The organism is Ochrobactrum soli, assembly GCF_003664555.1.
GTDB classification, from domain to species: domain Bacteria; phylum Pseudomonadota; class Alphaproteobacteria; order Rhizobiales; family Rhizobiaceae; genus Brucella; species Brucella teleogrylli.
This window is the reverse complement of record NZ_RCHH01000004.1, coordinates 107477-120240: the sequence shown is the minus strand read 5'-3', so window position 1 is coordinate 120240 and position 12764 is coordinate 107477. Positions and strand designations below refer to the sequence as shown.

Genomic DNA, 12764 nt, shown 5'->3' with positions numbered 1-12764 from the left:
AAGGTCAGAGCGGTTACAACGACTCAACTTTCACTGAAACCGCTCTAGTGCATGATCTGTCGAAGGAAGGCGGCGGCCCGCTCGCTCTTCGGCGCGGTGAAGAAATCTTGCGGCTTGGCTTCCTCGCAAATCGCGCCGTGATCCATGAAGATCACCCGGTCGGCAACCCGACGGGCAAAGCCCATTTCATGGGTCACGACCAGCATTGTCATACCGTCTTCGGCCAGCGAGATCATTGTATCGAGCACTTCGCCCACGGTTTCGGGGTCGAGCGCCGAGGTCGGCTCGTCGAACAGCATCACCTTAGGCTGCATGCAAAGCGACCGCGAAATTGCTGCGCGCTGCTGTTGTCCTCCCGAAAGCTGCGAAGGATAGCGATCCGCCAGATGGCCAATGCGTACGCGCTCAAGATACTTGCGGGCGAGGTCTTCGGCTTCCTTTTGTTGAATCTTCTTCACCGTCATCGGGGCGATGGTGCAGTTCTCAAGGATCGTCAGATGCGGAAATAGGTTGAAATGCTGGAACACCATGCCGACCTCGCGGCGGATGGCATCCAGCTGCGGACCCTTTCCGTTAAGCTCTATGCCGTCGACGACGATCGAGCCGCTTTCATGCTTTTCCAGTTGATTGATGCAGCGGATGGTTGTCGATTTTCCCGAGCCCGATGGCCCGCAGATCACGATGCGCTCGCCTTTCGCAACGGAGAGGGTGACATCGCGTAGCGCGTGATAATTACCGTACCACTTGTTGATGCCACGCATAATGATGGCCGGGCGGTCGGACGTGTTTACGGAGATACTATCGGTCATCGGGGGAAACCAGTTCTGGCGAGGTCAGCGGGCGGTCTTTGCGGTGGCGCTGCGCTTTTCGAGATAGCCTACCAGACGAACCATCGGCCAGAGGAACGCGAAATAGATGATTGCGGCGCCAATCAAAGGCGTGGGATTGGCCATCAGCGCTTGCGTGTCGTTGGCCTGCTTGAGCAGATCTGGCATGGCAACTACCGAGGCGAGCGCTGTATCCTTGAACGTCGAGATACAATTGGAGGTCAGTGGGGGCACCATGACCTTGAGTGCCTGCGGCAGAATGATTTTGCGCATCGCTTGCCAGAAAGGCAGGCCCAGCGAGACCGCTGCTTCGAACTGCCCCTTAGGCACATTCTCGATGCCCGCGCGGCAAACTTCAGCCGTAAAAGCGGCGAGCACCATGGAAAGCGCCAGCGTCGCCGAGGTGAAAGAGGAAAACGAAATGCCGACGAAAGGCAGTGCGTAATAGATCAGGATCAGCACCACCAGAACCGGCAACGCCCGAAAGATATCGATGTAGCCGATGGCGATATACTGAAACGGTTTGGGCGCATAGAGGCGCACAAAGCAAAGAAGCAGACCGAAAAGACTGCCGAAGAAAATGGCGGTCACGCCCAGAAGCAGGGTATTCCCGAGCCCGAGCAGCAGAATTGGAAAGGACCGGACGAGAATGTCCCAATTGAAAAACGTTTCGATCAGACCCATGGCATCAATCCGGAAATCCTGAGATGGTTTGAGAGGCGGCTGCGTCAGACACTCCGACGCAGCTGCTCGCGTTTACTGCGCGGATGGAACCGGCATCGGTTTGACGGTCGAAGTACCGGCATCCGGTTCAACACCGAACCACTTCTTGTGGATGGCGGCGAGAGTGCCATCTTCCTTCATCTTGGAAATCGCATCATTGACCTTCGGCAGGATTTCGAGATCCTTCTTGGCCATCATGGCAAAGCGTTCACCAGTCGGGATACGAACGAGAACCTTCAAGGCCGGCATTTTCTGGATCGCGTACTGGAAGCCGGCCAGTTCACCGGCGCCACCGACAATTCGACCCGTCTGCACGTCGAGCAGCAGATCCTGTTGAGCCGCATAGCTCTTGACCTCGGCAACGCCAAGCTTCTCGGCGTTTTCCTTTGCCCAGCTCTCGCCGGTGGTGCCAGCGACGACGCCGATCACCTTGCCCTTGAGGTCTTCCAGCGTCTTGACCGGGGCATCGGCCTTGCCGACGATTGTGCCGTCGCTGTCGTAATAAGGCTGCGTGAAAGACTGCGTCTTCAGGCGTTCGTTCGTGACCGAAATGGACGAAATGGCGAAATCGATACGGCCCGAACTGGTGGCGGCAAACAGCGCCTGGAAACCGAGAGGCTGGAATTCAACGTCCATGCCGAGCCGCTTTGCGGCTTCGGTCGCGACATCGACTTCAAAGCCCTCGAAGACACCCTTCTCGTTCTTGAATTCCCATGGCGGGTTGGCCGCATAGGAGCCGACAACAATCTTGCCGTCCGCAAAGGCGGACGAAACCATAAACGACAGCGCTGCAGCTGTCAGAATAGCGACTTTTTTAAACATGGTTCCTCTCTGGACTTCGTGTCTCTGATTATGATCGATAATTTATCGTGCCTGTAATCTGCATCAGGCATTTCGTTTCGGCACAATGCGTTCAAGCGCGGTGAATAGGTGGTCGACCGCATCGGTGGACGTGACGTAACCTGGCGATAGCCGCATCGTGCTGCCGCGCGCATCGCAATAGATTTTCTGCTCGCGCAGCGCCGATACAACCGCTGCCGGAACGACATCGGATGGCAGGGTCAGCATCACGCTGCCGCCGCGCCGTGCATCGTCGACCGGGGAAACAAGTTTCCAACCCAGATTCTGTGCGCGCGCAATGATTGCATGGGCGCTAGCGAGATTGTTCGCGCGGATATTGTCGACACCCTGCTCCATCGCCCATTGGATACCTGGCAGAGACGCGACCGAAGCCAGAATCGCTGGCGTACCATGATCCATGCGCCGCGCATCACCTGCAAAGGAAAACCCGTCGAGATCCCAGGAAAAGGGGTTTTCCTGACTGAACCAACCCCGAAGCTCGGGCCGCAAATCGGCCAACAACGATGGTGTGACCTGTATGATCCCGGCGCCTGAAGCGCCGCACAGCCATTTCAGCGAGGTGGAAACGACGAAATCAGCCCCGGTCGCCTTGACAGAGAATGGCAGAACGCCGACGCCCTGCGTGATATCGACACCAACGAGTGTTCCCATCGCTCGGCCATGGGCACAAAGGGCTTCAACATCCACCTTATGCGAGGTGGTGGATGAAACGAATGTCAGCAGTGCCACGCCCACATCGTCCTGCCAGCGCGCAATGAAATCCTCATCACGCACCCATGCCTCGCCGGGACGCATCGGCACAGTGTCCAGCGTAAAACCAAAGCGCTGCGCGATGCCTGCCAGCATGAAATGCAGGCTCGGGAAACAATCGGCGGCCACAAGCAGCCGCTTACCGCGCAGACGCTCTGCTGGCAGGCCGCCTATGATGCTGTAAAGCGCGGTTGTAACATTCTCGGCTGTCGTCAGCGAACCCGCTGGCGCATCAATCACATTCCGCCAGGCATCGATGAAAGTCTGACGTGCAGCGAGTGCGGCTGGCCATTGACCATCATCCTCAGCAGACCAAACGGCTGAGAAAGCGGACAAAGCTTCCGCCATCTTTTCCGCCTTACCGGGGAAAGTGCCGATCGAATGATAGAGGAAATAGTCAGACATTTCAGACCTCGAATATTTTGATCAAAAGATCACAGTATTCGGATAACGTCAATCCGGTGAGCGGGCAGACCGCACAATTGTATGCGGCTCAGCACTGAAAACCTATCAAGCCATTGATTTAAATTAATTTTTTTTAGACGCAGAATGGAGATAACGCTCATGCGGAAGCAGCGGGTGGTTACTATTCCACGATCAGCGTGCGCAAAAGATCCTGCGTATCGCGTATATCGGACACCATGGCTTCGCGGGCACGGCCAGCGTCACGGGACTTCATCGCCGCGACGATGCGGCGGTGATTCCGCGTATAGGCCTTGTCGCCTTCCGCCTTCATGCGCGGCTGCACATAGGCCGATAACATTCGCATATATGGACCATACCGCAACCACAGCGTGTCTATCAGCTGCATAAGAACTTCGGAATGGGAAGCTTTATAGATCAGATAGTGAAATTCGCGATTGCGATCGAGCATGGCGTAAACCTGCTCCTCGCCAGCGCAAGCTTCATGCAGCACGATATTGGCTTCGAGTGCGTCGATTTCATCCGCAGTAATCGCCTGCGCCGCCAATTCCGTTGCAAGACCCTCAACAGTGGCCCTTGCCTGGCACAAATCATCCAGCCGCGCGACACTGACGGGCGGCACTCGCGCCGAACCGTTGCGCGCCACCTCCAGCGCGTTCTCCGCCGCAAGCCGCCGCAACGCCTCGCGCACGGGCATATGGCTGGTATCGAATGTCTGCGACAAAGACGCGATGGTCAGCACCTGACCGGGATCGAAACGGCCGATCAGCAGCGCCTCACGCAACTGCAGGTAGACGGCATCCTGTACGGTCACTCGGCCGGAAACGGGACCAAATCCTTCATCGAGTGACAACAATCGGACTCCTTGCTTGGTTGGCGAACAATACTCCACTCAACTTTTGCATTTCGCAAGACCGAAAACAAGCCGATATATCATTTGATCAAACGCTCAAAATTCAGTAAAGAATCTGCATCACGGCCCTGAAACGATAATCCGGGCTTATAGAGACCAGCACAGGAATGATCAGATGGCACGTTTTGCGCGGCGGATTACGCAAACCTCTCCCAAGAGCTTCGGCATGTTCCAGAAGGCCGCGGCACTGGCTTCCTCCGGCGTTGACCTCATTCATCTCGAACTCGGTCGGCCCTTCCACGACACGCCAGCGCATATTAAGGACGCCACGATCAAGGCCTTGCGTGACGGTCACGTGCATTACAGCGACATGCGCGGCGAAGCGGAACTACGCCAAGCCCTGAAGACAAAACTCGCCGACTACAACAAGATCGACGTGAGCGCCGACGAAATTCTCATGGTCAATGGCCTGACCCAGGCATCATTTGTCGCTTTCATGGCTCTCCTTGATGAGGGCGACGAGGCGATCCTGCTGGAACCCTATTATCCGCAGCATATCAACAAGATCGAGATGACCGGCGCTCGCGTAATATTGGCGCCGCTCGATCCCAAGACGAATTTCAGCATCAGCCGCGAGCTGATCGAACCGTTGATTACCACGCGGACACGCATGATCGTGCTGGTCAATCCCTCCAACCCGACTGGCCGTGTCTATAGCCGCGCCGAACTTGAAATTCTGGCGGATCTGGCCATCAAACACGATCTCGTCATCGTCTCCGATGAGGTCTATGAGCAAATTTTGTTCGATGGCGCGGAACATATCTCTATCGCCGCACTGCCGGGCATGAAGGAACGCACGATTTCGATGTTCGCCTTCACCAAAGCCTATGCGATGGATGGATGGCGGCTTGGCTACGTCGTCGCCGATGCGTCCATGATGCCTGCTTTCCTCAAGCTCACGGCAAACGAGATCACCCACGTCAACACTTTCATTCAGTACGGCGCCCTGGCTGCTGTGACCGGCCCGGCTGCTATTCTTGATGAGATGGTCGCCGACGACCGCCGCAAGCGTGACCTCGTTGTCAGCCGCCTCAACCAAATGCCGGGCGTGACCTGCGAGAGTCCGCAGGGCACGATCTACGCTTTTCCAGACATCAGTGGCACTGGCCTTACCTCCCAAAAGGCGGCGGACATGATCCTTGAACAAGTCGGCGTCGTTGTGGAAGCTGGTGGCTTCTACGGCAAATCGGGTGACAACCACCTGCGGGTGTGCTTCGGCTCTGAAAGCTACGAAAGGCTCGAACAGGCGATGGACCGGCTCAGCACATTCTTCAACGGACTCTGAGTGAACTGATCTTCCGGCTTGTCGTTCCTTTGCCGGTTGATGGCCGAAGTACTTATTGCCAGTCAAGATTCTCGTGCTTGCCTGACCAGCAGCAGGGCCCTCATCCCAAGCGAGCATAGTGCTGGGCGAATAAGTATTTTGGCATAAGCCCGTCTATTAAATTAGACGGGCTTTGATCTTAAAGGGCTCGAAAACACCCCGAGAACTTGAATGATCAGCGCCATCGAAGCCAACAAAAGGCGCTTGCAAGGATTCTGCCTGAAGCGTAAGCAATTGCGGACATTATAGGCAATGCGGGTGCTTTTGACGGAATTTCTGTATCCGTCAAGCAGACTTCCAAATCGGGCGGACGTCCAAAATTATGAATAACAAAATCGCCGTTGCCGTGAGCGGCAATGCAATCCTTGCCGGCATTCTTCTGATGTTGCTCGGCGACTTCATGTTCGCCATGAACGACGCCATGGGAAAATGGCTGGTAGAGAGCTTTTCTGTCGGCCAGGTTCTGTTCATCCGCTCGGTTGGCGCGTTTCTCGTTCTCGGCCCCATGCTTTCCCGGCGGCCAAAAACATCGCTTTTTCAGGTGGAAAAGCCAAGCCTGCAACTGGCTCGCGTCATTTTGGCAACTGCCGACACCGGGCTTTTCTATGCCGCTGTTGCTTATCTGCCGCTCGCCGATGTTATGACCTTTTATATGGCAGGCCCGATCTATATTGCGGCCCTTTCGCATTTCCTGCTCGGTGAGAAGATCGGCTGGCGTCGCTGGCTCGCGGTTCTTATCGGGTTCGCCGGTGTCGTCATCGCCTTGCGCCCATCTTCAGCAATGTTGTCGTGGCCTTCGATCTTCGGCCTGTTGGGTAGTATAGCATTCGCACTCACGCTGGTTCTGGGTCGCGTGCTTCGTTCCACGCCCGACGCGACACTGGTAACCTGGCAGACAATAGGCTGTCTCGTGATCGGCATGGTTCTCAGCATCGGCAACTGGAATCCTATGGACACCAATCAATTGCTTGCACTGCTGCTATTGGGCGTCGTCTCGTGTACAGCGCATCTCTTGATCACGCGCGCGCTCAAACTCGCTCCGGCATCCGTGCTGGCGCCATTGCAATATACTCTGCTGCTCTGGGCAATTGTGCTCGGATGGTTATTCTTTAACGATCTTCCCGATGCGATGATGCTGGTTGGCGCTTCAGTCATTGTTTTGGCAGGATTGTTCATTTTCCATCGAGGCAAAGTCCGGAACAATTCAGAACCGGTTGTGCCAAACGATTCCAGCCACGGATAGTCAAGGCGCGAAAACCATTGCATATCCGTTGAAGACTGCACGCACCGTTCGCGGTAGTTGCAGTCTTCAACCAAACGCCACCCAATCAGACCAGCAGTGACATCGGATCTTCGATGGCCATCTTGAATGCTGCAAGCAATTGCGCACCCAAGGCACCGTCCACCGCACGATGATCGACGGAAAGTGTCAGGCTCATCATCGTTGCGAATGCAAGTTGTCCCTCGCGTTCAACCGGGCGACGTTCACCCGCGCCGACAGCCAAAATGGCACTTTGTGGTGGGTTGATGATGGCTGAGAACGATTTGACGCCGTACATGCCAAGATTGGAGATCGAGAACCCGCCCCCCTGAAACTCCTCCGGTTTCAATCGGTTGTCTCTGGCCCGGGCTGCCAGAGATTTCATCTCCGCAGAGATCGCGCCAATGCTGATTTGGTCAGCATTGCGGATGATGGGCGTGATGAGGCCTCCGTCCGTCGCAACAGCCACGGCGATATCCACACTTTTGAGCTTTAACAATGCGTCGTCCGTCCAAATGACATTGGCATCGGGCACCCGGCGCAAGGCGACAGCCGCAGCCTTAATAACGAAATCATTGACGGAAATTCGTGACGCACTGTCGCGCTTCTCGTTAATCTGGCCGCGCAGCTTAAGAAGTGCATCGATATCGCAATCAGCATTGAGATAGAAATGCGGTACTGTTGTTTTCGCCTCGAGCAGCCGACGTGCAATGGTACGACGCATCGATGTGTGCGGAATGGTTTCATATTCGCCGATACCTGCCGGGAGACCCTTCGGTGATAACGATGCAACTGTTGCGACCGGTTGAGGTGTGGGGGCAACCGTTAGGGACGCCATCTGGCGCTCTACGTCGATGCGCACAATGCGGCCTTTAGGGCCACTGCCGAGAACGCCATCGAGTGAGATGCCGTGCTCCATTGCCAGACGTCGTGCAAGAGGTGAGGCCTTATGGCGAGTGCCATTCGAAAGCTGCGCGAGGGACGCCACTGCAGCATTGTCGGAAGACAAACGAATACTATGAGCTGCCACTTCCACTGGGGCTGTGACAACCTGTTCCGTTACAAGAGGGTCAGCAATCGCGGATTGGTCTTCTCCAGTTGTCAACAGGACGGCAATGACCTGATTGACGTTTGCCCGTTCGCCGTTCTGGACGAATAGCTTACCGATACGCCCATCAGTTTCAGCTTCGAGTTCCATCGTCGCCTTGTCGGTTTCGACTTCGGCAATCAGATCGCCCTTGTTGACCGTGTCACCTTCCGCTCTGAGCCAACGCGCAATGACAGCATCTTCCATTCCTGCCGAAAGGGCAGGCAATACAACTTCAATCGGCATTGTCTGTTTCCTTCCTTCAGTCTTCGATCGGCAGACCCTGGGCTGCCATGACCGCACGCAGACCTGCATCGATATCCTGCGGTCGCGCCGCAGCGGCGGCTTCCAGAACCTTCGAGATGGATGGCGACGCTTCGGCACCATGAACACGGGCTATCGGTTGATCCAGCCAGTCGAAGCAACGGCGCTGTAATTCATCCGCTAGCCAGCCGCCATAGGATGTGCCCGACGCGCCCTGCTCCACAATCAGGACATTCCCCGTTTTGCGGATCGAGGCTTCGATAGTCTCCCAGTCAAGCCCTGCCCGGTCGAGTGAACGCAGATCGATGATTTCAGCGTCAATACCCAACGCATCGACCACCGCTTGCGTCTTGGCTACCATGGCCAGATACGTCAGGACCGTAACCTTCGAACCGGAACGCACCACCTTCGCCTTACCCAGCGGAATGAAGTAATCGAGATCGTCTGCCGGTGCAGCGCCCTTCGAGGCGTAAAGATCGACATGTTCGAGAACCAGAACCGGGTCGCGACAAAGCAACGCCGAATTCATCAGGCCGACATAGTCGAATGGCGTCGAGGGAGCAACAATGCGCCAGCCGGGCGCGGTCGCGAAAATGCCCGCCGGGTCCATAGAGTGCTGCGAGCCATATCCTGTGCCCATCGCAACTTTCGTGCGCAACACCACTGGCATATCGCTATCACCACCAAACATATGGCGAGCCTTGCCGATCTGGTTGAATACCTGATCGGCGGCAACCCACATGAAGTCGGGATACATGAATTCGATCACCGGAAGCACCCGGCCATCGGCGGCCATACCGCCTGCAACGCCGGTGAAGGCGTTTTCGGAAATCGGCGTTCCCAGCACACGATCTGGAAACTCTGCCGACAGCCCGCGCGTTGCGCCGTTGGTTCCGCCTTTGAGACGGTGCACGTCTTCGCCCAGAACAACGATGCGCTCGTCTGTCTGCATGCGGCGTGTCATGACATCGGCAACAGCATCGATGAAACGCGCATCGTCGGTCAGCTTGCCGGAGAATTGCTCCTTCTCTTCAAAGCGCACGCCGCTGAATTCCGACAGGTCTCCACGCAGTCCGAAATCGCGGAAGCTTTCTTCAGGCCAAAGCGCAGGAATGATACGACGCTTGCCCTCATGCATTTCGATCAGTTCGCCTGCGACATCATTCATGAGAGACACGCAACGCTCACGCAATGCCTTGATTGCGTCATCGCCCAAAGCCTGACGTTTGAGCAGCGTTTCAGCCAATGCGTCGAGTGGATCGCGACCGCGCCATTCCGCTTCTTCTTCCTTGGAACGATAGCCGAAGGCGCTTCCCGGCAGCGGACCATTCTGGTGGAAATAACGATAGACGTCGGCTTCGATAATCGTCGGACCATCGCCTGCCCGCATGATTGCGTTGGCTTCCTCCGAGGCCAGCCAGACGGCGATAGGGTCCATGCCGTCAACCTTGAAGGATGGAATATTGAATGCGAGACCACGCGAGGAAAGCCGCGTTTCGGCGGTCACTTCGTCCACATGCGTGGAGACCGCATAGCGATTATTTTCGATAAAGAAGCAAATCGGCAGTTTCCAGGCGGCGGCGAGGTTCATGGTTTCCAGAACCGAACCGATATTGGTCGCTCCATCGCCGAAATAGGTGTAGACGACATCACCGGAACCGGCCCGCTTATGCGCCCATGCCGCGCCAGCCGCCATCGGCACACCACCGCCGACAATGGCATTGGTGCCAAGATTGCCGGATTCGGCCCAACGCAAATGCATCGAACCGCCGCGACCACGACAAAAGCCCTGCGACAAGCCCAAAATTTCCGCGAGTGTGCGTTGTGCGAGTTCGCGAACATCCTGATTGAACGCGCTCTTGGGATCGATGCCGCTTTGGGCGACATAACCAAGCGCCTTGGCAAGAAACTGATGGTGGGCGCGGTGGGAGCCATTTATCTGATCGCTGGCTCTCAACGCTACTGCAGAACCTACGGCACCGCCTTCCTGTCCAATCGCCGAATGCGCTGGACCGTGCACGAGACCCTGACCCGCAAGTTCAAGAACCTTTTCTTCAAAGGCGCGGATCAAATGCATTTGGGAAAGCATTGTCCCGCCAAGCGTGAGATCGAAGGCGGCACGATCGGCATCCGTTGGGATGACTTCCCGCCAGAAGCTGTGCGGAACAAGATCTTTATACTCGGGCATCAAAAATCTCCGGAGCTATGCTCTGTAATGACAATCAAGCAGCCAGGAAGCCACCATCGACCGGCAAGATCGTGCCGGTGATGTAGCTCGCCATGGCGGAGGCCAGGAAAACGACAGGATCGACGACTTCGTTGGTTTCACCGATGCGCTTCAACAAAACGCGGTTCATGAACCAATCCGCACCGCCGGGGCGGTTGAGCTGGGCGACGGCCATCTCGCTCATCATGATCCCGGGCGCGACCGCATTGACGCGGATGCCGTAAGGGGCGAGATCGCGTGCCATGACTTGTGTCAGTGAGCGGATCGCGCCTTTGGAAACGACGTAACCGGCTGTCGACCCACCGGCCACGAATCCTGCCACGGAACAAAGGTGAACCACATTGCCCTTCGCGACTTTCAACGCAGGCACGAAGGCATGCGAAACATTGAACGCACCTTCAAGATTGACCCCGATGACGCGATCCCACACCTCGGCGGCTTCCGGCTGATCAAAGGCTGCACGACCAGCAACACCGGCATTGTTGACCAGCACATCAAGGCCGCCCAGTCGCTCCAGAATATCGGCGGCAAGGTTTTTGACGGCGATACGGTCGGTGACATCCAAAGGCTGACCCTCGGCGGCATAACCTTGCGCTACCAGATGTGCGGCCTGCGCCTTTGCTGCGTCACCATCGATATCCACCAAAATAAGCCGTGCACCCTGCGCCGCCATGCCCGCCGCAATTGCGGCGCCAAGACCGCGCCCCGCCCCTGTGACGAGTACAAGCTTGTCCTTCAAGAGTTCCATTTTGCGTCCATTCCCTTACGCAAGGCGCTTACGCCATATAAATTCCGCCATTCACCTGAATGGTTTCGCCAGTGATGAAGCTGGCTGCCGGTGAACAGAGGAAAGCGACAACTGACGCGATTTCGGATGGCTTGCCGAGACGTTTGAGCGGTGTCTGCGACATGGTCTCATCCATACGTGTCTTGAGCAGATCGATGATCATCGGCGTTTCTATGATGCCCGGCGCCACACCATTGACCCGCGTTTTGGGCGCAAGCTCGCGCGACAGGGCGCGGGTCATGGAAACCATCGCGCCCTTGGTGGCACCATAATGGGCGTTCACAAATGCGCCGCGATAGGCGGCCAGTGATGCCAATGTTACTATGGACGAGCCTTCGTTCAGAGCGGGAAGCGCTCGTTTGCAGAGGTAGAAGACGCCGTCGAGATTGATCGAGATCGTGCGGTGCCAATCAACATCGCTCATCTCAGCAAACGGCTTGGCCTGATAGATACCGGCAGATGGCACAAGAAAATCGATCCCGCCAAATCGCTCGCCCGCCAGCGCTATCGTCTTTTCGGCATCCTCCGCGCTTGCAGCATCCGCCTGTAGGGTCGCAATACGCTCGTCGTTACCCAATGAAGCTGCAAAACTGTCCAATGCGCTCTTGTCAATGTCCGTCAGAACCAGATTAGCGCCCGAGGCATAAAACAGCGCGGCAATAGAACGACCGATCCCGCCATTCGCGCCGGACAGTACAAGGGTCCGGTTGTTAAAATCAAACATCATTGTCGGGTCCTTTAAGCCAGATCGGCGCGGTAAACGGAAACATCGTCATACTGAACGATTTCCACGATATGCCCCTCGGGATCGCTCAGAAAAGCGAGCCATACTCCGGGACGCACCTCAACCGGCTCGCTGCCGGTCAACAGTTCAGCACCATGTCTGATGAGATCACCGACAAGCGCCTTCAAATCGTCAACGATGAATGTCAGATAGCTGGCACCCGCACGCTCCAGAATAAAGCCTTGGCCGGGTGCGTCACCCGCCGCTGGCAGACGGTCGGGCTGAAGCAACTTGATACGTTCACCCTTTTGCGACTGCAGACGAACCACGGTGTAGCCGTCCAGGCTCAAGGCAGCCCGCGCTGCCTTCGCACTGCCGACATATATTTCGGAAACAAAACTCAGCCCCAGAGCGCCTTCATAGAAAGCGCGCATCCGCGTCATGTCTCTGACGGCAAGCCCGACTTCAAGCGGCGCTGTCATAGTCATCATAGTCATCCTCCCGATCTCTCCCCGATCGGCATCCGACAGTCACAAGAACTGTCACCCTATCTTTCAGTTCCAGATTCGTAACTCAAACTGGTAAGACCAGTC

The 12764-nt window shown here is 56.4% G+C and carries 12 protein-coding genes; 2 read left to right on the top strand and 10 right to left on the bottom strand.

The features are described 5' to 3' along the window. Nucleotides 1–44: 44 nt before the first annotated feature. The 5 genes from D8666_RS10100 to D8666_RS10080 form a co-directional block, all read right to left on the bottom strand. Nucleotides 45–809 carry an amino acid ABC transporter ATP-binding protein gene (locus D8666_RS10100; RefSeq protein WP_109366192.1) on the bottom strand — a complete coding sequence of 255 codons (765 nt, stop codon included), beginning with the start codon at nt 807–809 and terminating at the stop codon, nt 45–47. Nucleotides 810–833: 24 nt separating this feature from the next. Next, nucleotides 834–1511, bottom strand: coding sequence for an amino acid ABC transporter permease (locus D8666_RS10095; RefSeq protein WP_109366193.1), 678 nt, complete (start codon nt 1509–1511; stop codon nt 834–836). Nucleotides 1512–1583: 72 nt separating this feature from the next. Then, on the bottom strand, nt 1584–2372 hold the full coding sequence (locus D8666_RS10090; protein ID WP_121537615.1) for an ABC transporter substrate-binding protein: 789 nt from the start codon (nt 2370–2372) through the stop codon (nt 1584–1586). Nucleotides 2373–2435: 63 nt separating this feature from the next. Continuing rightward, the gene (locus D8666_RS10085; RefSeq protein WP_121537613.1) at nt 2436–3566 is read right to left on the bottom strand and encodes an aminotransferase class V-fold PLP-dependent enzyme; all 1131 of its coding nucleotides are present in this window, start codon (nt 3564–3566) and stop codon (nt 2436–2438) included. A gap of 181 nt (nt 3567–3747) precedes the next feature. After that, nucleotides 3748–4437: a GntR family transcriptional regulator gene (locus D8666_RS10080; protein ID WP_121537611.1), complete on the bottom strand. Its 690-nt coding sequence runs from the start codon at nt 4435–4437 to the stop codon at nt 3748–3750. A gap of 175 nt (nt 4438–4612) precedes the next feature. On the opposite strand from D8666_RS10080, the gene D8666_RS10075 reads away from it, so the two are divergent. Beyond that, nucleotides 4613–5782 carry a pyridoxal phosphate-dependent aminotransferase gene (locus D8666_RS10075; protein ID WP_121537609.1) on the top strand — a complete coding sequence of 390 codons (1170 nt, stop codon included), beginning with the start codon at nt 4613–4615 and terminating at the stop codon, nt 5780–5782. Between the two features lie 361 nt (nt 5783–6143). Beyond that, nucleotides 6144–7064 carry a DMT family transporter gene (locus D8666_RS10070; RefSeq protein ID WP_121537607.1) on the top strand — a complete coding sequence of 307 codons (921 nt, stop codon included), beginning with the start codon at nt 6144–6146 and terminating at the stop codon, nt 7062–7064. An 85-nt stretch (nt 7065–7149) separates the two neighbouring features. On the opposite strand, the gene D8666_RS10065 is transcribed toward D8666_RS10070, so the two are convergent. From D8666_RS10065 to D8666_RS10045, 5 genes are read right to left on the bottom strand one after another with little or no spacing between them, the layout of a single operon-like run. Beyond that, nucleotides 7150–8415, bottom strand: a complete 1266-nt coding sequence (locus D8666_RS10065; RefSeq protein WP_121537605.1) for a pyruvate dehydrogenase complex dihydrolipoamide acetyltransferase — start codon at nt 8413–8415, stop codon at nt 7150–7152. 16 nt (nt 8416–8431) lie between these two features. Continuing rightward, entirely contained in the window at nt 8432–10621 is a 2190-nt protein-coding gene (locus D8666_RS10060; protein WP_121537603.1) for an alpha-ketoacid dehydrogenase subunit alpha/beta, read from the bottom strand. 34 nt (nt 10622–10655) lie between these two features. Beyond that, nucleotides 10656–11408, bottom strand: coding sequence for an SDR family NAD(P)-dependent oxidoreductase (locus D8666_RS10055; protein WP_121537601.1), 753 nt, complete (start codon nt 11406–11408; stop codon nt 10656–10658). Nucleotides 11409–11436: 28 nt separating this feature from the next. Then, nucleotides 11437–12174, bottom strand: coding sequence for an SDR family NAD(P)-dependent oxidoreductase (locus tag D8666_RS10050; RefSeq protein WP_109366202.1), 738 nt, complete (start codon nt 12172–12174; stop codon nt 11437–11439). Nucleotides 12175–12185: 11 nt separating this feature from the next. Next, nucleotides 12186–12662, bottom strand: coding sequence for a VOC family protein (locus tag D8666_RS10045; RefSeq protein ID WP_121537599.1), 477 nt, complete (start codon nt 12660–12662; stop codon nt 12186–12188). Nucleotides 12663–12764 lie beyond the last annotated feature (102 nt).